This window comes from Streptomyces sp. WAC 01529, from assembly GCF_003945545.1.
Classification (GTDB): Bacteria; Actinomycetota; Actinomycetes; order Streptomycetales; family Streptomycetaceae; genus Streptomyces; species Streptomyces anatolicus.
On the sequence record NZ_CP029617.1, the window covers coordinates 203,578 to 224,735 of the forward strand.

Annotated in this window: 29 protein-coding genes and 1 pseudogene; 14 read left to right on the forward strand and 16 right to left on the reverse strand. The window is 71.9% G+C overall.

The window, feature by feature from the left end:
* Window positions 1-168: 168 nt before the first annotated feature.
* The 3 genes and pseudogenes from DMA15_RS00820 to DMA15_RS00830 form a co-directional block, all read right to left on the reverse strand.
* Entirely contained in the window at window positions 169-723 is a 555-nt protein-coding gene (locus tag DMA15_RS00820; protein WP_125510735.1) for a GNAT family N-acetyltransferase, read from the reverse strand.
* Window positions 711-1,214, reverse strand: a pseudogene (locus tag DMA15_RS37220) (methyltransferase type 11). Before DMA15_RS37220 ends, DMA15_RS00820 begins: the two are co-directional and overlap by 13 nt.
* A gap of 60 nt (window positions 1,215-1,274) precedes the next feature.
* Window positions 1,275-1,625: a helix-turn-helix domain-containing protein gene (locus DMA15_RS00830; RefSeq protein WP_125510736.1), complete on the reverse strand. Its 351-nt coding sequence runs from the start codon at window positions 1,623-1,625 to the stop codon at window positions 1,275-1,277.
* A 244-nt stretch (window positions 1,626-1,869) separates the two neighbouring features.
* On the opposite strand from DMA15_RS00830, the gene DMA15_RS00835 reads away from it, so the two are divergent.
* Window positions 1,870-2,586, forward strand: a complete 717-nt coding sequence (locus DMA15_RS00835) for an ANTAR domain-containing protein (RefSeq protein ID WP_240659634.1) — start codon at window positions 1,870-1,872, stop codon at window positions 2,584-2,586.
* Window positions 2,587-2,758: 172 nt separating this feature from the next.
* Here the strand turns inward: DMA15_RS00835 and DMA15_RS00840 are convergent, their stop codons facing one another.
* Window positions 2,759-3,379, reverse strand: coding sequence for an alpha/beta hydrolase (locus DMA15_RS00840; RefSeq protein ID WP_240659635.1), 621 nt, complete (start codon window positions 3,377-3,379; stop codon window positions 2,759-2,761).
* 59 nt (window positions 3,380-3,438) lie between these two features.
* Between DMA15_RS00840 and DMA15_RS00845 the strand changes: the two genes are divergently transcribed.
* Window positions 3,439-4,473 carry a helix-turn-helix domain-containing protein gene (locus DMA15_RS00845; RefSeq protein ID WP_125510738.1) on the forward strand — a complete coding sequence of 345 codons (1,035 nt, stop codon included), beginning with the start codon at window positions 3,439-3,441 and terminating at the stop codon, window positions 4,471-4,473.
* A 35-nt stretch (window positions 4,474-4,508) separates the two neighbouring features.
* Here DMA15_RS00845 and DMA15_RS00850 read toward each other — a convergent pair whose 3' ends face one another.
* Window positions 4,509-5,630: a hypothetical protein gene (locus tag DMA15_RS00850; protein ID WP_240659636.1), complete on the reverse strand. Its 1,122-nt coding sequence runs from the start codon at window positions 5,628-5,630 to the stop codon at window positions 4,509-4,511.
* On the reverse strand, window positions 5,627-7,147 hold the full coding sequence (locus DMA15_RS00855; protein ID WP_125510740.1) for an ATP-binding protein: 1,521 nt from the start codon (window positions 7,145-7,147) through the stop codon (window positions 5,627-5,629). Before DMA15_RS00855 ends, DMA15_RS00850 begins: the two co-directional genes overlap by 4 nt.
* A 119-nt stretch (window positions 7,148-7,266) precedes the next feature.
* On the opposite strand from DMA15_RS00855, the gene DMA15_RS00860 reads away from it, so the two are divergent.
* From DMA15_RS00860 to DMA15_RS00880, 4 genes are all read left to right on the forward strand, one after another.
* Entirely contained in the window at window positions 7,267-7,710 is a 444-nt protein-coding gene (locus tag DMA15_RS00860) for a hypothetical protein (RefSeq protein WP_125510741.1), read from the forward strand.
* A 5-nt stretch (window positions 7,711-7,715) separates the two neighbouring features.
* Window positions 7,716-8,207 (forward strand): hypothetical protein, encoded by a 492-nt coding sequence (locus DMA15_RS00865; protein ID WP_125510742.1) that lies wholly within the window; start codon window positions 7,716-7,718, stop codon window positions 8,205-8,207.
* Window positions 8,208-8,275: 68 nt separating this feature from the next.
* On the forward strand, window positions 8,276-8,749 hold the full coding sequence (locus DMA15_RS36475) for a hypothetical protein (RefSeq protein WP_164551659.1): 474 nt from the start codon (window positions 8,276-8,278) through the stop codon (window positions 8,747-8,749).
* Window positions 8,750-8,801: 52 nt separating this feature from the next.
* Window positions 8,802-9,422, forward strand: coding sequence for an L-threonylcarbamoyladenylate synthase (locus DMA15_RS00880; RefSeq protein WP_164551660.1), 621 nt, complete (start codon window positions 8,802-8,804; stop codon window positions 9,420-9,422).
* Between the two features lie 16 nt (window positions 9,423-9,438).
* Here the strand turns inward: DMA15_RS00880 and DMA15_RS00885 are convergent, their stop codons facing one another.
* Window positions 9,439-10,239: a DJ-1/PfpI family protein gene (locus DMA15_RS00885; protein ID WP_125510745.1), complete on the reverse strand. Its 801-nt coding sequence runs from the start codon at window positions 10,237-10,239 to the stop codon at window positions 9,439-9,441.
* Window positions 10,240-10,367: 128 nt separating this feature from the next.
* The gene (locus DMA15_RS00890) at window positions 10,368-10,547 is read right to left on the reverse strand and encodes a hypothetical protein (protein WP_125510746.1); all 180 of its coding nucleotides are present in this window, start codon (window positions 10,545-10,547) and stop codon (window positions 10,368-10,370) included.
* Between the two features lie 322 nt (window positions 10,548-10,869).
* On the opposite strand from DMA15_RS00890, the gene DMA15_RS00895 reads away from it, so the two are divergent.
* Together DMA15_RS00895 and DMA15_RS00900 are read left to right on the forward strand one after the other, a co-directional pair.
* Window positions 10,870-11,769, forward strand: coding sequence for an ANTAR domain-containing protein (locus tag DMA15_RS00895; protein WP_240659637.1), 900 nt, complete (start codon window positions 10,870-10,872; stop codon window positions 11,767-11,769).
* 113 nt (window positions 11,770-11,882) lie between these two features.
* Window positions 11,883-12,107: a hypothetical protein gene (locus DMA15_RS00900; protein ID WP_125510747.1), complete on the forward strand. Its 225-nt coding sequence runs from the start codon at window positions 11,883-11,885 to the stop codon at window positions 12,105-12,107.
* A 103-nt stretch (window positions 12,108-12,210) separates the two neighbouring features.
* Here the strand turns inward: DMA15_RS00900 and DMA15_RS37225 are convergent, their stop codons facing one another.
* Window positions 12,211-12,381 (reverse strand): hydrophobic protein, encoded by a 171-nt coding sequence (locus tag DMA15_RS37225; protein ID WP_125510748.1) that lies wholly within the window; start codon window positions 12,379-12,381, stop codon window positions 12,211-12,213.
* 96 nt (window positions 12,382-12,477) lie between these two features.
* Here DMA15_RS37225 and DMA15_RS00910 point away from each other — a divergent pair, with 96 nt between their 5' ends.
* Window positions 12,478-12,738 carry a hypothetical protein gene (locus DMA15_RS00910; protein WP_240659638.1) on the forward strand — a complete coding sequence of 87 codons (261 nt, stop codon included), beginning with the start codon at window positions 12,478-12,480 and terminating at the stop codon, window positions 12,736-12,738.
* Window positions 12,739-12,801: 63 nt separating this feature from the next.
* Window positions 12,802-13,755, forward strand: coding sequence for a YihY/virulence factor BrkB family protein (locus DMA15_RS00915; protein WP_125510749.1), 954 nt, complete (start codon window positions 12,802-12,804; stop codon window positions 13,753-13,755).
* On the opposite strand, the gene DMA15_RS00920 is transcribed toward DMA15_RS00915, so the two are convergent.
* Window positions 13,730-14,140, reverse strand: coding sequence for a hypothetical protein (locus DMA15_RS00920; RefSeq protein ID WP_125517155.1), 411 nt, complete (start codon window positions 14,138-14,140; stop codon window positions 13,730-13,732). The two genes, DMA15_RS00915 and DMA15_RS00920, sit on opposite strands and share 26 nt — an antisense overlap.
* A 223-nt stretch (window positions 14,141-14,363) precedes the next feature.
* Between DMA15_RS00920 and DMA15_RS00925 the strand changes: the two genes are divergently transcribed.
* The 4 genes from DMA15_RS00925 (at window position 14,364) to DMA15_RS00940 (ending at window position 17,465) form a co-directional block, all read left to right on the forward strand.
* Window positions 14,364-14,942 carry a VanZ family protein gene (locus DMA15_RS00925; RefSeq protein WP_240659639.1) on the forward strand — a complete coding sequence of 193 codons (579 nt, stop codon included), beginning with the start codon at window positions 14,364-14,366 and terminating at the stop codon, window positions 14,940-14,942.
* A 129-nt stretch (window positions 14,943-15,071) separates the two neighbouring features.
* The gene (locus DMA15_RS00930; RefSeq protein WP_125510750.1) at window positions 15,072-15,704 is read left to right on the forward strand and encodes a hypothetical protein; all 633 of its coding nucleotides are present in this window, start codon (window positions 15,072-15,074) and stop codon (window positions 15,702-15,704) included.
* A gap of 91 nt (window positions 15,705-15,795) precedes the next feature.
* Entirely contained in the window at window positions 15,796-16,800 is a 1,005-nt protein-coding gene (locus tag DMA15_RS00935) for a YdcF family protein (protein ID WP_125510751.1), read from the forward strand.
* 131 nt (window positions 16,801-16,931) lie between these two features.
* Window positions 16,932-17,465: a hypothetical protein gene (locus DMA15_RS00940; RefSeq protein WP_125510752.1), complete on the forward strand. Its 534-nt coding sequence runs from the start codon at window positions 16,932-16,934 to the stop codon at window positions 17,463-17,465.
* Between the two features lie 73 nt (window positions 17,466-17,538).
* On the opposite strand, the gene DMA15_RS00945 is transcribed toward DMA15_RS00940, so the two are convergent.
* The 6 genes from DMA15_RS00945 to DMA15_RS00970 all read right to left on the reverse strand — a co-directional run bounded on the left by DMA15_RS00945 (window position 17,539) and on the right by DMA15_RS00970 (window position 21,117).
* Window positions 17,539-18,105, reverse strand: a complete 567-nt coding sequence (locus DMA15_RS00945) for a type 1 glutamine amidotransferase domain-containing protein (RefSeq protein ID WP_125510753.1) — start codon at window positions 18,103-18,105, stop codon at window positions 17,539-17,541.
* A gap of 67 nt (window positions 18,106-18,172) precedes the next feature.
* A complete protein-coding gene (locus tag DMA15_RS00950) occupies window positions 18,173-18,439 on the reverse strand; it encodes a GlsB/YeaQ/YmgE family stress response membrane protein (protein ID WP_125510754.1) in 267 nt (88 codons plus the stop codon).
* Window positions 18,440-18,712: 273 nt separating this feature from the next.
* Window positions 18,713-19,294 (reverse strand): hypothetical protein, encoded by a 582-nt coding sequence (locus DMA15_RS00955; RefSeq protein ID WP_240660145.1) that lies wholly within the window; start codon window positions 19,292-19,294, stop codon window positions 18,713-18,715.
* 193 nt (window positions 19,295-19,487) lie between these two features.
* Window positions 19,488-19,847 carry an Asp23/Gls24 family envelope stress response protein gene (locus DMA15_RS00960; RefSeq protein WP_125510756.1) on the reverse strand — a complete coding sequence of 120 codons (360 nt, stop codon included), beginning with the start codon at window positions 19,845-19,847 and terminating at the stop codon, window positions 19,488-19,490.
* Complete coding sequence (locus tag DMA15_RS00965; RefSeq protein WP_240659640.1) at window positions 19,844-20,536, reverse strand: Asp23/Gls24 family envelope stress response protein; 693 nt, start codon at window positions 20,534-20,536, stop codon at window positions 19,844-19,846. The genes DMA15_RS00960 and DMA15_RS00965 overlap by 4 nt, the downstream gene beginning before the upstream one ends.
* Complete coding sequence (locus tag DMA15_RS00970; RefSeq protein WP_125510757.1) at window positions 20,527-21,117, reverse strand: sigma-70 family RNA polymerase sigma factor; 591 nt, start codon at window positions 21,115-21,117, stop codon at window positions 20,527-20,529. The genes DMA15_RS00965 and DMA15_RS00970 overlap by 10 nt, the downstream gene beginning before the upstream one ends.
* Window positions 21,118-21,158: the final 41 nt, after the last annotated feature.

Sequence of the window (21,158 nt, forward strand, 5' to 3'; positions counted from 1 at the left end):
GGGTCTCAAGAGCGGGCACAGGGGCCCGGGGAACGGCGTCCCTCTGCGAAGGGTGGGCGGGCGGTCCACGACGTGGCCGCCCATCTCGTCGGCACGGCCCGCACGACGCGTCCGGGTTTCGTGGTGGGCCTGGCCCGGGCGCGCTTCGGCCACCAGGTGCCTACCGCCCTACTCCGGAGAAGTCGGCACCCAGTAGCGGCACTTGTCACCGACCGTGTCGAGGAACGCGCCGCCGTTCGCCTCGATGACGCGCCGGGAGGCGGTGTTCGTCCCGTCGACGGTCAGGAGCGCCCGCGTGATGCCGAGCGAGGCGGCGATCGGCAGCGCCGCGGCGAGCATCGCGGTGGCGTGTCCCCGGCGCCGGGCGCTGGGGCGCACGTCGTAGCCGATGTGACCGCCGACCTCCGCCAGTGTCCGCGTCAGCCGGTGCCGGATCGCCAGTCTGCCGAGCATCTGGTCGCCCGCGGCCCACCACAGCGTGGTCATCGGCACGAAGCCCGCCCGTACCCCGGCTTCGTGCCGCTCGGCCAGCAGACGGGCCACGTAGGCGCCGAAGGCGTCGGCACCAGCATCCGCATCGGCGAGGGCAGCCGCGTCGACGTCGGTGACGAACCACGGCGTCGGATAGTCGCGGTCGGCCCGGAACTCGGCCACGGCCGCCAGGAAGGACGGCCGCAGCCGCGTGGTGGGATCGATCAGCTCGGGCCTGCTCAAGCCCTCCATACGATGACCTCCGTGCTCGGCACGCGTTCGGAGAATCGGCCCGTCGGGGAGGCCTCATCGAGAACACCCAGGCGACGACGGAGTGGCCAGTACGCTCCAGCGCCTGCCTGCCCGGGACGACGTGGCGGTCGGGGCCGGAGAATCCCGCCCTCGTGAAGATGGCCGCCTCACCGCTGGGCGTCCCCTGCGGCAGCACCCCTCGGCCGGCTCGTCGGGCCGGGTCGAGGTAGTCCGCGACCAGATCCGCGAGGGTCGCGTACGGCACGGCCGGGTGGGGCAGGCCGTCGGCGGACCGGGACTCCGTCTTCACGTCCGAGAGGTGCACCAGGGCCCCGCCGGGCTCCAGCATGTCCCTGGTGGCGGCGGCCACGAGGTCGCGCTACATCGGCCAGTACGTCCACCAGTCCCGGGGCGTAGGGAAGCCTCCCGCGCTCGTAATAGGGGGCGGCGCCCGCGAAGAGCGTGTCGTCCCACTCCCAGCCGACGGGCATGTCCGCCACCTGCCCTCACAGAGCGCTGCGCGTGTCCTTCGAAGGTGCGGGCGGCCGCGGTCAGGCCGAGGCGCGGTGGCGGCTCGTTGCCTCGGAGGGCGAGGCGCGGTTGGCCTCGTCCCGCGCAAGCAGGGAGAGCAGGGAGGCCACGACCAGCCCGGATTCGGCCGGGTGGCGCAGCACCTTGCCGGGGTCGATCCGGTACGTGTTGGTCCGTCCCTCCCGCGTGTGGGAGAGATATCCGTCCTGCTCCAGGTCGGCGATGATCTTCTGGACAGCACGCTCGGTGAGCCGGCAGTGCGCGGCGATGTCGCGGATGCGCGCGTTGTGATTGTCCGCGATCGCCGCCAGCACCCGTGCGTGATTGGTGAGAAACGTCCATCCGGTGTGTGGCTCGGGCACTCCATCCATGGGCCAACTCTAGCGACCAAGCATGCATGATTTCAAAAACACGTACTACGTTTCATGTATTAGTTGACGTATGTGGGCCGCAGCGGGCAGCCTGAGAGCGGCGACAGGCGGAAAACGAGAGGGAGCAGTCATGCCGGAGCCCGGACACTCTGAGCAGTCCCTCACGAGAGAGGGCGACGAATACGGTCCGGGTGACCGGACGGACTCCGGTCCGGGGGGTGGCACACCGCTGCCCTTGCCGCCGTTGCCCACGACGGTGGACGTGGTTCCGGGCAGTTACCGGATGAGCGTGCTGGTGCGGGGGCAGCTCGACCTCCACGCCGGGCGACGGCTCCGGTCCGGGCTGCGGCATACCGTCAGCCGGCCGACCCGCGCCATCGACCTGGATCTGAGCGGGGTGAGGTTCTGCGACTGCTCCGGTCTCAATCTCCTGCTCAGTCTGCGCCAGTGGGCCCTGGAGCAGGGGAAAGCCATCGTCATCAGCGCCAGCAGCCCCGCGGTCGAGCGGATCCTCGACCTGACCGGGACCCGCGACTTGTTCAGCGCCGAGGGCCTGGAGGAGGAGAGGGTGGCGGATCCGGTCGCCCGTGAAACGGATCCGGTCACCCGAGACGCGGGGCCGGTCGGATGTGAGACGGGACCGCGCGACGGTGACGCCGTGCCGCGCGGGGAGTCCGAGCAGGAGCTGCGGGCCGAGGTCGCCCAGTTGCGGCGGGCCATGGAGACGCGGCCCACCATCGACCTGGCCCGCGGCATCCTGATGTCGTCGTTCCAGCTGAGCCCCGAGGCCGCCTGGGAAGTGCTGGTCACGACCTCGCAGAACACCAACACCAAGCTGTACCGCCTGGCCGAGGACCTGGTGGCCGCCGTCCAGGGCGGCGCGCTGCCCGAGGCCGTGCGGGAGCAGATGGCGGCAGCGGTCGCCAAGACGACGAACACGGCACAGCAGAACGCTCAGTGAGCGAGTCGGCGCCCTCGGCCCGATCAGGGCGCCGGTCCGCTCAAGCCTGGGTCCGCTTCTCGAGGCGGCTGCCTTGAGGTGCGGTGACGGACATGATGTCACTGGGAGCCGGGGTCGAACACGGGCTGCGCGGCGCTCACTCGGCCGCCTTGGGCGTTGGACAAGGCGCGGCTCAGGGCCGTGCCCAGTTCGGCGAGTTGCCGCTGGGAGACATCGGGCGCACCGCGTACTCGATGTTCTCGTCGCGGTTCGGGCAGTGCTCTCCGGCGGATATGTAGGCGGGCGGCAGGCCGGACAGGTCGGCGGCCCGAGCCGGGGCGGCGTACGGCGTGGCGGGCGTGGAGCCCAGGTAATGCCGCCACATCGCGGAGATCTTGTCGCGGTCCATCCAGGGCGTGTCGGTGGAGTGCCGCTGTGACCACGTCTCCTGCCGGTCGTCGAGCCCGGGCTGGTTGAGCAGCTGGAAGCGGATCCGCGGCCCCTGCTCGTCACGCGCCCGCAGCGCCACGGCGGCCGCGAGCCCGCCGCCCGCGCTGTGCCCGCCCACCGCGATCCGGTCCGCGTCGATGCCGAGTTCGGCCGCGTGCTCGGCCGCCCAGACCAGCACGGCGTACGCGTCGTCCGGCGCGGCCGGGAACGGGTTCTCGGGAGCCAGGCGGTAGCCCACCGAGATCACCACTGCCCCGGAGGCGGTGGCGAGCCGCGCGGCCAACGGGTGCTCGGTGTCGACGTCACCCATGACCCAGCCACCGCCGTGCAACCAGATGAGGGCGCCCCGAGAGCCCGAGGTCATCCGCCGACCGTCGGGCAACCCGCGCCGATCGCGCACCGACTGGCGCCTATGCTCCCGACATGGAGGCACTGGCCGTACGGCTCACGCAACTGGACTCGCACGCGGAGGGCGCGCTGCGCGTCATCATGTTCTACGACACGCTGATGCGCCGCCGCGTCGATCTCCCCGCGCTCGCGCGCGCCTCCGCGGGGCTCGCCGAGTGCGTGGCCGGGATCCGGCTGCACGGCACGGGGCGGGCCATCCGGATCTCGCCCGACGGAACGGAAGCGCGCACTCCGCCCGGGCCCGCGTCGACCACGGACACGATCCTGCTCGACGACGAGGAGATCGGCACGGTGTGGCTGGAGCGCCCCGGCGCCCACAACGAACTGGACGCGGTACTCCTGGAGCGGCTCGCCATCGCCGCCGCGGCGGTGGTCGAGCGGTACGGTCCCGCCCGCACCACCATGGCCGACCCCGCCCTCGTCGAACTGGTGGTCAGCTCCGACAGCGACGAGGCGGCCAGAACCAGGGCGCTGCGGCTCCTGGGCTTCGCCGCCGGCCTTCCGGTGCGGGTCGTCGCCGTACGGACCCGGCTTCCGCTCGACCATGTCGCCGCTCTGCTCTGCCCGGCGCGCCCGGTGAAGGCGGCGGCCGTCGCCGACGTGGGCGTCATCCTCGCCACCACCCTGGATCCGGACCGGTTCCCGGCGGGCGTGCGCGCGGGCATCGGCGCGGCCGAGAGCCCCGACCGGTCCTGGCTCCAGGCCCGCGCCGCCCTCCGCTTCACCACGCCGCGGCTGCCGGTCGTCCGGCACGAGGAGTTGGGGGCGCTGGCCCTGCTCGCCGATGTGCCCGAGGCGGCGGCGCGGGACAACGCCGATGTGGCCGCGGTCGACCGGATCGCCGGCAGTCCGGAGGATCTGGAGACGCTGGACACGTACTGCGCCGTGGGCTCGCTGCGCCGGGCCGCCGAGCTGCTCCACCTGCACCACAGCAGCGTCGCCCGCCGCCTCGACCAGATCGGAAAGGTCCTCGGCATCGAACTCACCGAGCCCACCGGCCTGTTCCGTGCCCGCCTCGCCCTCACCACGTGGCGGCTGCTCAACGGCTGAGGGCGCGGCGGTCGGCGGGTCTCCTCGCGCGGCGGCTAGCGGGACTTCCTCTTGTCGAACCAGATGGTCGCCGCCGTGGGAACGAGTCCGGCCCAGAAGAGGAGTTGGGGCACGGCCCGGTCCGTCCAGGGGATCTCGGCGATCAGCAGGGCGCACGCCATGGCCCAGGCCGCCTGGGCCAGGACGATGCGGGCCCAGCGGCCGCGGCGGACCAGCGAGCGGACGTTGAGCTGGACGCCAGCGCGCAGTCGGCTGTAGCGGCGCCAGGCTCCGAAGGCCCAGATCACGGCCATGATGAACAGGAACCACAGGCGCTGGCCGACGGGGACGGGCAGCTCCGGGGCGGGCCGGTCGGCGGAGGGGAAGAGGTCGACCATGGCGCCCGCGAGGCCCACGCAGAGCAGGGCCAGCCATCGCGTGCCGCGCAGGAGGCGGTAGGTGGCGTGGTCGAGTTGCTCGCGCATGTCGGCGGAGTTGGGCTCTGCCGCGAGCGCGTCCGCGTACAGGTCGGCGGCCTCGGTGGCTCCGACGCCCGGCGCCCGGGCCGCCTTCCTCGTCTGGCGGGCGAGGGCCTCCGCGTGGTGCGGGTCGATGCGGAGGATGGCCTCGTCGAGCATGTCCGAGACCGTGCCGTTCCCGGCCATGCTGGCGATGCGGTGGGCGATCTCGTGGGCGTAGATGTCCTCCGGGCCCAGCCGGAGCGCCTCCATCGCCAGATCGGCGGCTTCACGGGTGACACGGTCGATGGCCTCGGTGGTGAGGTGACGGGCGCCGCTCTCCTGGCCGTAACGGACCAGCGACTCGCGCCATACGGCGTCGGCGAGCATGGCGTGGGCGAACGAGTCATGGGGGGCGACCCGGATCAGCTCGCGCAGCACGGGCTGGACCTTGAGCCAGCCGTTGTCGCGGACCATTGCCTGGGCGCGCAGGCGCAGCGCGCCGTAGTCCTCGGGCGCCAGTTTGAGGGCTTCGTCGGCCGCCGCCGTGGCGTCCTTGGGCCGCTCCTGGCCGAGGTGGCAGTAGCCGATCTTGACCCAGGCGCGCAGGTCGCCGGGGTCCTCGGCGAGGCGGCCTGCCAGGAGTGCCAGGGCCTGGTCGTAGCGGTCGAGTTCGATCAGGGCCTGGGCCTTCTCGACCGTCGGGTGCAGCGTGCTCACAGCTTCCGCTTCTTCTTCAGATAGGTGATCAGGTCGTCGTACGCGCCGCCGTCGTTGGCGTACATGGCGACGTTGCGCGCGGAGGCGAACCACGGCTCGGTGGACGGGACGGTCTGCTTCGCGGCGTTCAGCAGGTCGCGCATGCCGATCATGCGGATGGTGCCGGTGCGCGCCGAGTCGAGCAGGGCGCTCTCGGCCGCCGCCTCGCACAGGTGGGCCAGGTCCGCGCCGGAGAGGCCGTCCGTGGCCTTGACGAGCTTGCCCAAGTCGATGTTCTCGACGGGGCGTTCCTGGAGGTGGTAGCGGAGGATGCTCTCGCGCGCCGGGGCGTCGGGCGGCAGGACGAGCAGGGTGCGGTCCAGGCGTCCTGGCCGGCGCAGGGCGATGTCCACGTCCCAGGGGGCGTTGGTGGCGGCGAGCACGAACACGCCCTCGTTGGCGGCGGAGTCGATGCCGTCCAGCTCGGTCAGGAGCTGGTTGACGGTGTTGCGCATGCCGCTGTGCTGGGTGCGGCTGCGCTTGGCGCCGAGCGCGTCGAGTTCGTCGAGGAAGACGACGCAGGGCGCCTGGCGGCGGGCGGTCTGGAAGATCTCGTGCATGTTGCGCTCGGAGTTGCCGATCCACATGTCGAGGACGTCGTTGACCGACACCGACAGGAAACCGGCCCCGAGTTCACCTGCGATCGCGCGGGCGATGAACGTCTTGCCGCAGCCGGGCGGCCCGTACAGGAGGAGCCCGCCGCGCAGGCTCTTGCCGTACAGCTTGCGCAGTTCGGGGTTGCGCATCGGGGCGAGGAACGCGGCCTCCAGGCGCTCCTTGACCTCTTGCATGCCGCCGACGTCCGCGAGGCGGATCGTGCCGGGGGTGTCGACGTCCCAGGCGGAGGCGTCCCCGGGGTCGCCGCTGCCGTCGACGGCCAGGGGCGCCTCGACGAAGCGGGGCGGGATCACGTCCCCGACCTGATCAGCGGCAGCACGCCAGTCGAAGCCGGGGCGGGGGTCGGGGGTGGTGGGGGTGGTCGTTGCGGGGTCGGGGTCAGTGGGGGCGGTGGTCGCGAGGTCGGGGCTCGTGGGGGCGGTCGCCGTGGAGCCGGTCGCTACGGAGTCGGTCACCGCGGGGCCCGTCGCCGGGGAGCCGTGCACCATAAGTTCAGGCGCCGCGGGACCGGTCACCGCCAGGTCGCTCACCCCGGCGCCCGCCGCCGCAGAGCCCGGCACCGCAGAGCCCGGCGCCGCAGCACCCGTCACGGCAGAGCCCGCCGCCGGACCGGGCGGGAGCGGCTGCTGCGGCGGGGCCTCGGGGGCGAGGGCGGGCGCGCCCATCGCGCGGGCCATCAGCGCGCGGGCCTGGCCGTCACCCGGCGCGTGCTGCAAGGCGACGGCCACCTCCGCGACCGCGGCGTCCGGCTGCCCGGCGTCCAGCATCAGTTCGGCCAGGTGCAGCCGCAGCGGTACATCGGCGGGTGCCGCTTCAACGGCCGTGCGCAAGCTACGTATCAGGGGGGAGTCCTCGGACATGCGGCTACCTTATGTACACGTTGACCCCGGCCCGCCGCCGGGATCGGATCGGTCAGCCCGCCGTCAGCGGTGCGCGTCAGACTTCGGTCACCGAACGGACCCAGAGGGGCGGGAGATCCATGAAGCGGAGAACTGGCGGCGCGCTGCTCGCGACGGCGGTGGCCGCGACGGGCCTGATGGGCACGGCGACCGGACCGGCGCGGGCCTCGGCGACCGCGGCAGTGGAGGCGACCCCGTGCGTCATGCGCGAGGGCAGTGCGCACACGGACTGGACCGGCATGTCGTGGGACGCGGACATCCTGTGCGACAACGCGCCGGGCGACGTGCGCCTGCAGTCGTTCACGGACAGCCCGGTGGTCGGCCGGATGGTGACCACCCGCAGCTGGTTCGTCTGCTGGAAGGTGGGTGACCAGCACGCCGGGGGCAACAACATCTGGTACTACACCCAGGGCGACGAGGTCGTCTCGCGCCCGACCGCGAAGGCCTGGGGCTACATGCCCGCGGTGATGCTGGAGACGCCCCAGGACCCGGTCCCCGGCCTGCCCAAGTGCTCATGGGGGTGACGGAGATGACGCGGACGACTCAGCCGGCGCGGACGACGCAAGCGGCGCCGCGGACCCGGCGCGGTGGGAGCCGCCGTGCCGCCGGCGCGCTGCTGGCCTCGGCGCTGACCGCGATGTGCCTGCCCGCGACCGCGTCCGCCGCCGCTTCGGCCACGGCCGCGGCGCCGGTCTGCCACGTCCGTGAGGGCGTGCGGCACACCGACGTCAAGGGCCACACGTACACCAAGGACCTGTACTGCGAGAACGCGGTCGCGGACGTCTTCGCGACCCCGGAGGTCTACGGGACGGTCATCGCCAAGCTGAAGACCTCCCCGAGCTGGTTCGTCTGCTGGGAGAGCGGTGACCTGCACCAGGGCGGCAACCGCATCTGGTACTACACGCAGGGCGACGAGGTGACCAACTGGCCGCTGTGGAAGGGCTGGGGGTACGTCCCGGCGTTCCGCATCGAGACCGAGCCCGACCCGTTCCCCGGCGTGCCGGCCTGCATGCCCGGCTGACCGGCGGCCGTCGTCGCCGCCGCCCCTCCCCCGCTGACGCCCTGTCAACCGACTCCAGGAGTGAACTCGTGGCCCTTTCCCACGTGGTACGACGCGGACGGATCGCCGCGTCGGCCCTCGTCCTCACGGCGGCGGCCGCCTGGCCCGCGGCCACCCCGGCCTCGGCCGCCACCCCGGCCGCCGCGGTCACCCCGGCCGCCGCGGACGAGGTGACCTGCGTCCTGCGGCCCGGCATCGTCCACAAGGACATGCTCGGGAACACCTTCACCGGCGACCTGTACTGCTCCAACGCCCCCGGAGATCTCTACGGCCGCCCGGCCTTCGACGCCCCCGTGACCGGGCGCCTCAAGACGACCGAGAGCTGGTTCGTCTGCTATTCGATCGGCGAGGCCCACAAGGGCGGGAACAACATCTGGTACTACACCCAGGGCGACGAGGCCGTGGAGCTGCCCGGCCTCAAGGCGTGGGGCAACATGCCCGCGAGCAGCGTCCTCACCAGCACCGACCCATTCCCCGGGCTGCCCCGGTGCCCCTGGCACTGAGCGTCCCGTGCCGCCGCCCGCCACCCGCGCCCTGATCACCTAGACTCGGCCAATGGCGAAGTACTTCGACGTGCACCCCGACAATCCCCAGCGGCGCAGCATCACCAGCGCGGTCGACAGCATCCGCTCCGGCGCGCTCATCGCGTACCCCACGGACTCCTGCTACGCGCTGGGATGCCAGCTCGGCAGCCGTGACGGCATCAACCGGATCCGTACGATCCGTGATCTCGACGAGCGCCACCACTTCACGCTCGTGTGCCAGAACTTCGCGCAGCTGGGCCAGTTCGTCCACCTCGACAACGACGTGTTCCGCACCATCAAGGCCACCACCCCCGGCCGCTACACCTTCATCCTCCCGGCGACCAGGGAAGTCCCCCGCCAGCTGCTGCACCCGAAGAAGAAGACCGTCGGGGTCCGCATCCCCGACCACACGGTCACCCAGGCACTCCTCGCCGAACTGGGCGAGCCGCTGCTCTCCAGCACCCTGCTGCTCCCCGACGAGGACGAGCCGCTCACCCAGGGCTGGGACATCAAGGAGCGGCTCGACCACGTCGTGGACATCGTCCTCGACTCCGGTGACTGCGGCACCGAGCCGACGACCGTCATCGACTTCTCCAGCGGCGAGGCCGAGGTCGTACGGCACGGGGCGGGCGACACCACGCGGTTCGAGTGACGGCGGGGCCCGGCCGTCAGCGGGCCGCGTCGGCGAGCAGTTTCAGGGCGAGCGCCTCGGTCTCGGCGTCGGCCTTCTCGGGGCTCCCGGTGTCGTACGGCGGATCGGGGTCGTACTCGACCGCGAGCTGCATCGCCCGCGCCACCTTCTCGTCGGAGAGCCGGGCGGCCAGGTGGAGGCCCATGTCCATGCCCGCGGAGACCCCGGCAGCCGTGATGATCTTCCCGGTCTCGACGAAGCGGCCGGGGGTGTAGATCGCCCCGACGTCCTTCAGGTACGGGCGTGAGGCCCAGTACGTGGTGGCGGGCAGGCCGCGCAGCAAGCCCGCCGCGCCCAGGATCAGCGAGCCGGTGCAGACCGATGTGGTCCACACCGAGCGGCGGTGGATGCGGCGGATCCACTCGTGCGCGGCCGTGTCCTCCATCATCGCGGTGGTGCCCCGCTGCCCGCCGCCGGGGACGAGCAGTACGTGGGCTCCACGTACGTTCCGCATCGCCCGTTCCGCGACCAGGCTCAGCTCGCCGGTGTCCGTACGCACCGGTCCGGTCTCCCGGGCCACCATCGTGACGCGGGTGTTCGGCAGGCGGCACAGCATTTCGTAGGGGCCGACGGCGTCCAGTGCGGTGAAGCCGTCGTAGAGCAGTATCGCCACCTCCACCGGGCTGCTCTTCCCTACAGGCCGCCCGTCCTCCGCGGCTGCCCCGGCCGCTCGCGCCGGGCCGCCGCTCGCGCCGACGGCCGCGACCGCCGCGCCCGCCACCGTGCCGCGCAGCAGACCGCGACGGCTCGGTACCGGCTTGGCATCGTCCGTGCTCATGTCCGACCAACACCCCTCGTCCGTCCAGTGGTTGACGCTTCAGTAGTCGTGCGTCAACGCACAGGAGTTCCCGGACGCGGAGAACGGACGCGGGCCTCGGCGCGCGACGGCCGCCGCTCTTCGGACGGTCAGCGGCGCCCGCGGCTCTGCGGGGACCAGCCGGCGCCGACCCCGGCGAGATGCAGGGCGGCCAGCGTCAGGCCGAGCAGCATCAGGCTCGTGGTGCCGAAGAAGATGTTGGTCGAGGTCTCGGTGAGGTGCAGGATCCAGGCTGTGCCGAACACGACGGCAGCGGCGATAGCGAGCACGTTTTACTCCTTCGGGGAACGCGGCCCGACGCCGCGCGGCGGTGCGGGGGGTGACTCACCGGCCCGACTTCCCCGGGGCGGCCCGTCCATGCGCTTTCCCTGTGACGAACCTCGCCTGCTCCGGCCGACCAGCTCCTGACCAGGCACATCCGCCGCCGCCCCGGCCCCCTCCACCCCTCTCGGCCGATCTTCCAGGGGTGCCATGACAACACCGAACGGCCCCCGCTACTGTCACTTCCATGTGCGTGGGGAACAGGCCCGTCTCGTGGGTCGGGCCGAACCACGAGGTGCCAGTTCCGAGCGCGCCGCGGGAGAGAGCGACATGACCGACCACCACCCTGGACCTCGCCCCGAGGACGAGCGGGCCGAGCGGGGCGAGCGGGAAGACCAGCCGCCCTCCGGCATGCAGGAGGCGAAACGGCTCGCCGCCCAGGCGCGGCGGCTGCAGGAGCAGGTCGTCGAGTTGGAGGTGCAGGTCCGCGCCCGCCCCAAGATCGCGCTGGCCGAGGGCGTGCTGGTCGAGCGGTACGGCCTGCCGGACCCGGACGCGGCGTTCACGTTGATGCGCCAGGCGTCCCAGCGGGCCAACATCAAACTGCATCAGCTGGCCACCGCGGTCGCCCGCACGCGGGGGCCCGCGCAGGGCGCCGCCGTGTGGTTCAACGCCCGGGAGCGGCGTCCGGCGCCGCCCCTGACCGCGCTCGGCGCCGGCACGCTCGACGAGCGGAACCAGGGCGAGGTCCTCGGCGCCGCGCTGCGCCGCGTCCTCCACATCACCAGTACGTACATGGGCAACGTGCAGTTGGTCGAGGACGGCACGCTGCGCATGGAGAAGCACGCCGGGCTGCCCCGGCAGTTCACGGACTACTTCGCGTTCGTCGACGGCGGCACCGCCTGCTCGCGGGCCGCCACCGCGAGCCACCAGGTCACCGTCAAGGAAATCGCCTCGTCGCCCGGGTTCGACGACGTCACACGGCGCGTGATCCTCTCGGCGGGCAGCCGCGCCTGCCACAGCGTCCCGCTCGTCGACGACACCGACACGGTGCACGGCGTCATCTCCTCGCACCACGCGCGTCCCCTGGTCGGCTTCACCCGGGCGCAGCTCCGGGCGCTGCACCACACGAGCCGCGCCGTCGGCACATGGATCGACTGGCACCGCCGCACGGTCCTGCTTGACGCCCTGGAAGACCTTCACCAACTGGCTCGCGCCCGGGAGGAGTAGGGGCGCCGCGGGAGCGGACAGCCGGTCTGTTGCGGAATCTTCACGTCGCGCCACCCTTTCCTCGCGTTTCCAGGGGCACCCGCGAGAGTGTCCACAACGGAAAGGGGAGCGGCATGATCGCGGTCGCCGTCCTACTCCTGCCGGGGCTGGCGCTGCTGGTGTTCGTGACCGTGCGTCTGGAGGACGGGCTGCTCGACCCCGAAGGCCCGGCCTCTTCCGCCCGCCACGCGCGGCATGCCCGTCGGCACCATCTGCGCCTGATCCCCGGCGGCGGTGGCGCGCCGACGGCGCCGGAGCGTCACAGGCGCCCGCAGGGCCGGAACAGGAACGCCGCCTGAACAGCAATACGCGGCCGGGGTCCGGACATATTTGTCCGGACCCCGGCCGCGGTGGTGGCGGTGTTCTCTGCGTTACCTGCGTTTCCTGCGTTTTCCGCGTTCTCTACCAGCGATACCAACGGCCTCGTCGGCCGCCTGCCCCTGTGGAACGCATCACGAATCCCAGCAGCCACAGGACGATCACCACGGCCGCGACAAACCACAGGGCCTTCAGTGCGAATCCCGCACCGAAGAGAAGCAGGGCCAGCAGCAGAACAACGATAAGGGGAACCATCGATATCAACCTCCGAGGCACCATGTGCCCCGGCCCTGCTCCCTTATGCACAGCCCGTTTTGGCGCGAGGGCGCGGGGACGTGAAAGTCTGCGGCCATGACGATGAATGACTACGACCGCGTGCGTGCCGGGATCGAGGCCATGACGGCATACATTTCCGGCGAACAGGTAATGGACGAATACGTCGCGGAGAAACGCGCCGCCGACGGCAACCTGGACCAAGTCGCCGACAGCGCGACCGCATTGTGTGCCGCACTGCTCTTTCAGATCGCCGAGATGACCGGTAAGACCCAGCATGAGGTGTTGCAGGAGCTGGCCCACGGCCTCAACCGCAACGAGGCGGAGCAGCGGGACTGAGAAGACGGACCGGATTCCGGTGAAGGCGGCGTTCGCGCCGCGAACGCGAGAAGGAGCAGGCCCATGGACAGTCCCCCGGAGCCCTCGGGCGGCGCGTCGGCGTGGGCGTACCGTCGTACCGCCCTGCGCCGCACCCCGGTGTCGATGTGGAACGACGACGTCTCGGACTGGGCCGCGGCGCTGACGTACTACGCGATCCTCGCCCTGCTCCCCGCGCTCCTCGTCACGGTCAGCCTGATCAGCCTGGTCAGCCCCGATACGACGGAGGCGCTCATCGCCGAGGTCACGGACTGGGCGCCCGCGGAGTCGGGCCGCTCCCTGCACGAGGCGCTCAGCGAGATGGCCGACGCCCGTTCCGCGGCGCTCACAGTGGTGATCGCGGGCGCGGTCAGCGCCCTGTGGTCCGCTTCTAGTTACTCGGCCGTGTTCCGGCGGGCGCTGCACGCGATGCACGGTGAGCCGGACTGCCGGCCCGCCCTGCGCAAGGCGCACCGCGTCCTGATGACCGCGCTGACGCTCCTGGCGCTGCTGGTCACCAGTGCGCTGCTCCTCGTGCTGAGCGGCCCGCTCGCCGAGGGGCTCGGGCGGCGCCTCGGTGTCGGCGGCGCGGGGCAGACCGCCTGGAGCGTCATGAAGTGGCCCGCTCTGGTCTGCCTGGTGGCGCTGCTCGTCCTGGTGCTCTTCCGCAACGCGCCGCCCGCGGCCCGCGGCTGGCGCCAGATCCTGCCGGGCGGGGTGCTGGCCGCGCTGCTCTGGCTGCTCGCCTCGGGCCTGTTCACGTGGTACGCGTCGGGATTCGGCAGCTACGGAAAGCTGTACGGCTCCCTCGCGGGCGTCGTTGTCTTCCTGGTGTGGCTGTGGGTATCGCATCTGGCGCTGCTCGCCGGGGCGCAGTTCACCGTGGAGCTGACGCGGGTGCGCACCGGCCGCCCGATGCCGGAGGCACCGTGTCCGGAGGGCGAGGCCGGGGGCGGGGGCGGGGGCGGGGGCGTCAGGCTGCCCCGTCGTACGGCGTGACGCGTCGGTAGGCGGCGCGCGCGGAGAGCAGACGGGCGGTCGCCGTGCCGATGAGGGCCGCCGCGAGCAAGCAGGCCATCCAGCCCGGGTCCCGGTGACCGGCCCAGGAGATCTCCCCGGTGGGGTGGGCGGCGAAGACGTTGAGCAGTGCCCAGCACAGCAGTGCCGTCCCCGGCGCCGCGGCGAACCGGCCCAGCATGCCGAGGACCGCGGCCAGCAGTGACAGCGCGGCGAGGGCGAGGCCGGTGCGGTCGAGGGCGCCGAGCAGATCGAGCGTGCTCACCAGCACGAAGGCGCCCCAGGAGGCCGCCGTCCAGACGAAGGGTGTGGCCATGGGCTCGGGAACCGCTCTCGCGCCCTTGGCGACGTACCGCCACTCCACCACCGTCGGTCCCTCCCCACCGGGCGCCGGGTACGCCGCCATCGGCCCCGGGCCCCTCCACCGCCATTTTCCAGAGGAGATTGTCGCACCACTTCCGGAGAGCGAGGAGGCGTCTCGCGCACCGATGGGGTCGGCCGCCCGCGCTTGGGACGCGTGGCTTGGGAACCCGTCGGCGTTGGACACCGGCGCCACGGCGCGCGCCCAGCGGCCCCGCATGGAGGTAGTGATGGCACGAACTGACCGATACAAGGCCTTGGAGGACGAAAGTGGAACAGGAGGGGAGAAAGGTGAGGTGGTGGACCGGCGCAGAGCGCCGCTGCCGCCGCTGGCACGGGCGTTCACCATGCTGGTCGCCCTCGCCGCGATGGTGGCCTTCGGTGTGGTGCTCGCCCGTCTGACCCTGCAGCCCTCGGCGGCTTCCGAGGCTCTGACGCACAGCAATTTCAAGCCTGGTGCCTCCATACGCGACTATCTCGCCCAGCCCGCCTTCCGCGACACCGTCAAGCAGATCGGCGGGAACATCCTTCTGGGAGTGCCGTTCGGGCTGCTGCTTCCGGTGCTGTTCCCGCGCGCTCGCGGCCTGGTGCGGGTCGCGGTGGTCACGGCGGTGACCATGGTGCTCGTCGAGCTGGCCCAGGGCGCCTTCGTGACGGGGCGGACCTTCGACATCGACGACGTCATCCTCAATACGACGGGCGCCCTCCTCGGCTATCTGCTTCTGGGGCGCCGGCTCGGACGGGCCGTGCATCCCCGGCGGCGGCACTGGTGGCACCGCTTCACCCGGCGGGGCCCGGCGGACGTCTGACCGGGCGCTCGCGTCTGGAAAGGTGAATCACCCCGGCGAATGTCACCCAATGCGTTTATTCACCCCCCTGGTTGGTAACTCGCAGTAGCGAAAGCCTCGCGTGAGGGATCCTCTGCGGAAGGCAGGCACATGTCCGTAAGCATGCTGGCCATCCTGGGCGCTGCGGTGGCGATCGTGACCGCGCTGCTGCTCGCCCGCCCGCTGAACCAGACGACCACCGACGACCTGAGGCGCCGCTTCGGCCCCGAGTTCGACCGCGTGGTGGCACGGCATCAGGGGGACACAGAGGCCGCCGAGCGGGAGCTCAGCGAACGTCTCCGGCGCTTCGGCAGCCTCCGCGTCAAGGGCCTGACGACGGCGGCCCGCGAGCGGTACCACTCCGAATGGGCCCTGCTCCAGGCGCGGTTCATCGACGCGCCGGGGCAGACGGTCGCCCAGGCCAACGCCCTCCTGAACCGGCTGGCCGCCGAGCGCGGCTTCCCCGCCGAGTCGCGTGAGCGCCAGGCCGACGCCCTCTCCCTGCACTGCCCCCGCCATGCGCACGGCAGCCGGGTGCTGCACGAGGCGGCGCGGCGGGCGGCCGCGGGCGAGACGGACACCGAGGCCATGCGCCGCGCCATGCTCGCCGGGTACGAGCTGCTCCACGAGCTCCTGCTGCCCCGCCCGCAGGACCGCAGGGCCGACGCGCAGGCCGGGCACCCCCGGCCCCACCGCCCCTTCGGGGTGCCGTCCCAGCGCTCCGCGCACTCCACTCGCCACTGACGCCGAAGGCCAGGGCCGCCGGGACGGCTGCGGGGATCCGAGGGCCAGGGGCGCGTCGCCCGTGGCTCAGCGCCCCCCATACGCTGTGCGGATGTTGGTCTACGCCCCGGCGGCCCTGCTCTTCCTCGTCTTCTGCTGGCGGGCACTGCGTGAACGCCGAAGATTCGGCAACGCCGTGCTCCTGGGGCTCGCCGTGCTCTGCGCACTGGTCGCCTGGATGTTCCGCCTCATCAGGTCGGGCTCGACGTCCGCCCTGTTCATGGCGTACTCACTGCTCGCCCTGTGCGCGTTGGGGATCCTCGTCCTGACGTACCTGCTCTTCGTCAACGGCCTGCGCATGGTGCGCAAGGAGGGCAGGAGCCCGGCCAATCTGCTCTCGCTGATGGCCGCGCTGAGCATTCTCGGCGTCATCGCCCTGCTGATCACGGCCGCGGTGGTGCGTACCCCGCTGCTGGTCGGGATCGGCGCTGCCGCCCTCGGTCTCTCCTCCTACGTGTCGTTCCTCTTCCTGAGCTTCGTCTGTTACGCGTTCCTCTACGGGCGCTTGCAGGTGCGCCGCAAGGCGGACTTCGTCGTCGTCCTCGGGTCGGGTCTCGTCGGCGGCTCCACGGTGCCGCCGCTCCTTGCCAGTCGGCTCGACCGGGCGCGTGAGGTGCACTCGCGGCTCACCGGGCGTGGCGTCTCCCCCGTGCTCATCACCTCCGGCGGGCAGGGGCCGGACGAGGACCTGCCGGAATCCCACGCCATGGCCGACTACCTCACCGACCGCGGTTTTCCCGCCGAGCTGATCGAGCGCGAGGACCGCTCGACGTCGACCGAGGAGAACCTGCGGTTCAGCAAGGCCATCATGGAGAAGGCCAGGCCCGGCTACCGCTGTGTCGTCGTCACGAACAACTACCACGCCTTCCGCGCCGCGCTCACCGCCCGACGGGCCGGGGTCAGGGGCCAGGTGGTGGGCGCGCCCACGGCCGCGTACTTCTGGCCCAACGCCACGCTCCGCGAATTCGTCGCCGTCCTCGTCGACTACCGGCGGACCAACATCGCCATCGGCTTGCTGTTCGTCCTCGGCGGGGTGCTCGTCTGGTCGGCCCGCTAGCCGGGGGCGCGGCTACTCCGCGTGGCCGTGTCCGGCGCGCCGACCGGGCCGGTTGCGCCTTGCATGAAGGGCAGCGCGGAGTCCGCAGGGACGGCATGCTCCCGGCCGCGCGAAGGAACGAGGTCTGTCCCATGCGCGTCCGTCCCCCCGTCACCGCAGCCGCTCTCACCGTCGCGGCGTTCGCCATGATGGCGCCGCAGGCGTCGGCCGAGACCCAGGCTCCGACGGCGCCACAGACACAGGCAGGCACCCAGCCCTCGCTGTCGATCACGCCGAGCCCCGGCAAGCCGGGCCAGTCGGTGGTCGTCTCCGTCAGCGGCGGCTGCACCGCCGCGTCGGCCACCGCCACGTCGGGCGCCTTCACCCAGAGCGTCCCGCTCTCCACCGGCTCGGCCGGCATCTACACGGGCACCGGCACCATCCGCCCCGACGCCCGGCCCGGAAGCCACACCGTGAACGTCGCCTGCCCGGGCGGTGCCACGTCCACGTACTCGATCACCGTGGCCGGAGCGGCGGCCACCCCGACCACGGCCCCCGACCGGGGCGTGCGCGCGGGGACCGGCGGGTCCCGGACCGCCGAGGCCGTCTACGTGGGGGCGGGCGGCGCCCTCGTGCTCATGGCGGGCGGGTACACCGTGTACCGGATGCGGCGCAGGCGGTCCTGACGCGCCGGCGGCCGGGAGGTGTCTCCCGGCCGCCGGTGCTTGGCGCGCGATCTCGCGCGCGGGATGGGTCCGCTCAGGCCGCCGCTTCGAGAACCTTGTCGATCTCGCCGAGGAAGTCGTCGAGGTCGTCGGGGGTGCGGGAGGTGATGAGCTCCCAGCCGTTCGCACCGCAGTGCATGACGGGCTTGTCGACCCAGGTGCCCTTGGCGTTGCGGATGTCGGTGGCGACGGAGGCGTACGACGTCAGGGTCTTGCCCTCCAGCACGCCCGCCTCCACCAGAAGCCACGGTCCGTGGCAGATCGCCGCCACCTTGCGGCCGGACTCCGCGAAGGAGCGGACCGCCGCGACGGCGCTCTCCTCCAGGCGCAGGGTGTCGGCGTTGACCGTGCCGCCGGGGACCAGCAGCAGGTCGTAGGAGGACGTGTCCGCCTCGGCCAGGGTGAGGTCGGGCTCGACGGTCTTCCCGGGGTCCTTGTCACCGACGAGGGTGCGGATCTCCTCCGCCGACACGGCGGCCACGTCGACGTGCGCGCCGCGGGAGCGCAGGTGCTGCACCGGCACCACCAGCTCGTCCTGTTCGACTCCGTAGTTGGTCACGACCGTCAGTACGCGGCGGCCGTTCAGGGTGTTGTCAGCCATGACGTTGCCTTTCCTGGTGCTGTGCTGTGTCCTTCGGCGCTGTGTTCAGGCGCTCTGTCCTTCGGCCTCAGCGGGCGGAGCGGCCGGACACCATTCGGTAGAGGAACAGGACGACCACCGATCCGATGACGGCGGCGATCCACGTCGACAGGTGGAAGAAGCCGTTGATCGACTCCACTCCGAAGATCAGTTTGCCGAGCCAGCCGCCGAGCAGTCCGCCCACGATGCCGATCAGCATCGTGACGATGATGCCGCCCGGGTCCTTCCCCGGCGTCAGTGCCTTCGCGATCGCTCCCGCGATCAAGCCGACCAGAATCCAGGCGATGACGCCCACGGTGTTACCTGCCGTTCACTCTCGAAGTCGATCGGTCACTCCGGTACCCGCCTTCAGCATGACCACACGGCGGGGAGCCGCCAGACGAGTCCGGCGACCGGAGTAAAGATCGGGTGCCCCTGGGGTCTGGGCGCCATTCGGGACCAACGACTCCCGCGGGAAGGCACGAAGTCCTTTTCACGGCACCTTCGGCGACGTAATGCCGCCTCGGCTCCGGGCGTGCGGGCCGGGAGCCGAGGCGCAGGGTCGGGGTCAGGTCAGGTCAGGTCAGGGTCAGTACAGCTTGTTCACGGCCTTGGCCGTCGTGGTCTTGAAGTCGGCGGCCTGGGCGTTGCCGAAGTCGCCCATCTGGCCCCAGTGCACGAGCGTCACCGTCCGGCCGTCGCGGCCCACCGAGAACATGTTGATGTCGGAGGCCCCCCACGAGGCGACGGTGTGCACGCCGTAGACGTGGGCTCCCTCCTCCGCGTTCACCTTGCCGTAGTACTTCTGCTTCGCGGTGATGTCGGGGTACTGCTTCATCACTTGCTCCGCGCACCCGTCGAGCTTCTTGCGCAGCAGCGCCGCGAACTCCTTGGCCCGCCGCTCGTCCCGCTCGACCACCGTCACCTGCAGCGCACCCGTGTCCAGGTCGGTGCGGTACGCGCGGTGCACGGACGTCGACGGCAGCGCCTCGCCGACACACATCGGCAGCGGGTCCGGCTGGCCCGGCGTCACGGGACCGGCGTACCAGTCCGACGACGCGTGGGGCGGCAGCTCGGAAGGTGCCAGGAAGCGGGGGGTGGCGGCCGCGGAGGCCGGCACCGTTCCCGCGGCGACACCGGACGCGGCCAGTACGGCGGCCGCGGCGAACATTCCCTTGTTGGCGCGCACACTCATCCTCATTGTCTCCCCCATATGTTTCGGTCGGTCGCTCTGCCGCGGGCGGAACCGTCCACCCTTGGATCCCACGCCCCTTACGACCCGCGGCACCCCGCGTCCGTTGCCCTCCCGTGCGTCACAGCTCCGTCTCCCATGTCACCGAACGGCAACACCCCAGCTCCCCGCCTCACACCAGTCCGGTGACCGTCACGGACACCCGGGGGTCCCGCATTCCTGCCTCCGCGCGCACGGCGGCGGTGACCGCCGCGCGCACCTCGCGGGTGACGTCCACGGCGCGGTGGCCGCGGTGCAGGACGACGTACACCTCGACGTGCCACTGTTCGGCGCCCTCGCCCCGTGTCACCCGTACGCCCGAGGAGCGGGGCGGCCTTCCGAGGCGGTCACCCATCGGACGTACGCGCGCCAAGGCCCTTGAGGCGCGCAGGAGTTGGGCGACTCCCGGTCGCAGGAAGGCGACTCCGGCCGTGCCGAGCACCGCCCTTGCGACCGCGTCGGTCAGATCACCGGAAGCGAGTTGTTCCGTCACGGTCGCCTTCCCTCCACGTCTTCGGTGATATCGGTGATCGTCACGTCAACGACCGTGACCCGCATGCCCAGTTCGGTCTCGGCCGCCTCCAGGACCCGGTGGCGGACCTGTTCCGCCACCTCTTGGAGGTGCCAGGTGAGGGGCGCCTCCACTTCGAGGCGGATACCGACGGGGCCCCGCCGCAGGCGTCCGGCCGGGGCGGTGGTGTCGGTGTCCTGGGAGCGGACCTCGATGCGGCAGCTGCCCGCCCGCACCCCGGGCAGGGTCTCCGCTGCCGCGCGGACCGTTCTGGCGGCGGCCGCTTCCACGATCCACGCGTCCTCGTCCTCCTCTCCCAGCGGCAGCGTCCGGCCGGGCCTCAGTTCGAGCCGCACCACGTCCATGACGCGGCCGACGAGCGCGGAGGCGTCGGTGTCCTGCTCCCGCGGTTCCGTCGCGCGGGCGGCGGAGACGACGTCCTCCAGATGGCGCAGGGTGTTCAGCGCCTCGGTGCAGTGCGGGCACGCGGCGGCGTGGGGATCGGCCTCGCCGCTCTCCCAGCGCTCCCATACGCTCCACAACTCCCGCCCGCAGGGCAGCGGTTCCCGCTCCGCGGGGCTGTCCGCCGGATTGCCGCCGGTGGCCGCCGCGCGCTCCTCGCCGGGTCCGGTGTCCTGGTTGCCCGGTCCGGTCTCCTCGTTCACCGCCATGCGGCCATCGCCTCCGTGAGATAGCGCCGCGCCCGGAAGACGCGGCCGCGCACCGCCTCCGGACTGATCCCGACCGACTCGGCGATGGATTCGTAGGACAGGCCGTTGAGTTCGCGCAGTACCCAGCACACCCGTTGTTCCGGTGACAGTCCCGCCATCGCCCTGGTCAGGTCCGCCACCGCCGCGTGCCCCTCGGCCACCCGGGCGGGCGAGGCCTCGTGCTCCGGCGCCTGGGGTTCGGGCACGCCCTCCAGGTCCACCGCGGGTCTGCGTGCGCGCAGCACGTTCAGGCACCGGTTGGTGACGATCCGGTGTATCCAGGTGCCGAACCGCGCGTCCCTGCGGAACTCCGGCAGCTTGCGCCACGCGCTCACGAAGGAGTCCTGCACGGCGTCCTCGGCCTCCGTCCGGCTTCCCAGCAGCCGCGTCGCCAGCCGCAGCAGTCCCGGGGCGTGGCGTCGCACCAGCTCCTCGAAGGCCTCCTCGTCGCCTTCCCCGGCGCGCACCGCCAGCAATCCGTCGGCACGCCGCGCGGCCTCATCCGCTCCGTCCTGCGGCGCTCTGCCCCGCTCCCCGGGCACACGCGGCTCCTCTCATCCAGGTCGTGCTCGTACGACACTCG

Bases quoted from the DNA above. Each gene is read 5' to 3' on its own strand.
- DMA15_RS00820 (WP_125510735.1), bottom strand. From the start codon at position 723: ATGGAGGGCTTGAGCAGGCCCGAGCTGATCGATCCCACCACGCGGCTG.
- DMA15_RS00830 (WP_125510736.1), bottom strand. From the start codon at position 1,625: ATGGATGGAGTGCCCGAGCCACACACCGGATGGACGTTTCTCACCAAT.
- DMA15_RS00840 (WP_240659635.1), bottom strand. From the start codon at position 3,379: ATGACCTCGGGCTCTCGGGGCGCCCTCATCTGGTTGCACGGCGGTGGC.
- DMA15_RS00845 (WP_125510738.1), top strand. From the start codon at position 3,439: ATGGAGGCACTGGCCGTACGGCTCACGCAACTGGACTCGCACGCGGAG.
- DMA15_RS00855 (WP_125510740.1), bottom strand. From the start codon at position 7,147: ATGTCCGAGGACTCCCCCCTGATACGTAGCTTGCGCACGGCCGTTGAA.
- DMA15_RS00860 (WP_125510741.1), top strand. From the start codon at position 7,267: ATGAAGCGGAGAACTGGCGGCGCGCTGCTCGCGACGGCGGTGGCCGCG.
- DMA15_RS00865 (WP_125510742.1), top strand. From the start codon at position 7,716: ATGACGCGGACGACTCAGCCGGCGCGGACGACGCAAGCGGCGCCGCGG.
- DMA15_RS00880 (WP_164551660.1), top strand. From the start codon at position 8,802: ATGGCGAAGTACTTCGACGTGCACCCCGACAATCCCCAGCGGCGCAGC.
- DMA15_RS00885 (WP_125510745.1), bottom strand. From the start codon at position 10,239: ATGAGCACGGACGATGCCAAGCCGGTACCGAGCCGTCGCGGTCTGCTG.
- DMA15_RS00895 (WP_240659637.1), top strand. From the start codon at position 10,870: ATGACCGACCACCACCCTGGACCTCGCCCCGAGGACGAGCGGGCCGAG.
- DMA15_RS00900 (WP_125510747.1), top strand. From the start codon at position 11,883: ATGATCGCGGTCGCCGTCCTACTCCTGCCGGGGCTGGCGCTGCTGGTG.
- DMA15_RS37225 (WP_125510748.1), bottom strand. From the start codon at position 12,381: ATGGTTCCCCTTATCGTTGTTCTGCTGCTGGCCCTGCTTCTCTTCGGT.
- DMA15_RS00910 (WP_240659638.1), top strand. From the start codon at position 12,478: ATGACGATGAATGACTACGACCGCGTGCGTGCCGGGATCGAGGCCATG.
- DMA15_RS00915 (WP_125510749.1), top strand. From the start codon at position 12,802: ATGGACAGTCCCCCGGAGCCCTCGGGCGGCGCGTCGGCGTGGGCGTAC.
- DMA15_RS00925 (WP_240659639.1), top strand. From the start codon at position 14,364: ATGGCACGAACTGACCGATACAAGGCCTTGGAGGACGAAAGTGGAACA.
- DMA15_RS00930 (WP_125510750.1), top strand. From the start codon at position 15,072: ATGTCCGTAAGCATGCTGGCCATCCTGGGCGCTGCGGTGGCGATCGTG.
- DMA15_RS00935 (WP_125510751.1), top strand. From the start codon at position 15,796: ATGTTGGTCTACGCCCCGGCGGCCCTGCTCTTCCTCGTCTTCTGCTGG.
- DMA15_RS00940 (WP_125510752.1), top strand. From the start codon at position 16,932: ATGCGCGTCCGTCCCCCCGTCACCGCAGCCGCTCTCACCGTCGCGGCG.
- DMA15_RS00945 (WP_125510753.1), bottom strand. From the start codon at position 18,105: ATGGCTGACAACACCCTGAACGGCCGCCGCGTACTGACGGTCGTGACC.
- DMA15_RS00955 (WP_240660145.1), bottom strand. From the start codon at position 19,294: ATGTTCGCCGCGGCCGCCGTACTGGCCGCGTCCGGTGTCGCCGCGGGA.
- DMA15_RS00965 (WP_240659640.1), bottom strand. From the start codon at position 20,536: ATGGCGGTGAACGAGGAGACCGGACCGGGCAACCAGGACACCGGACCC.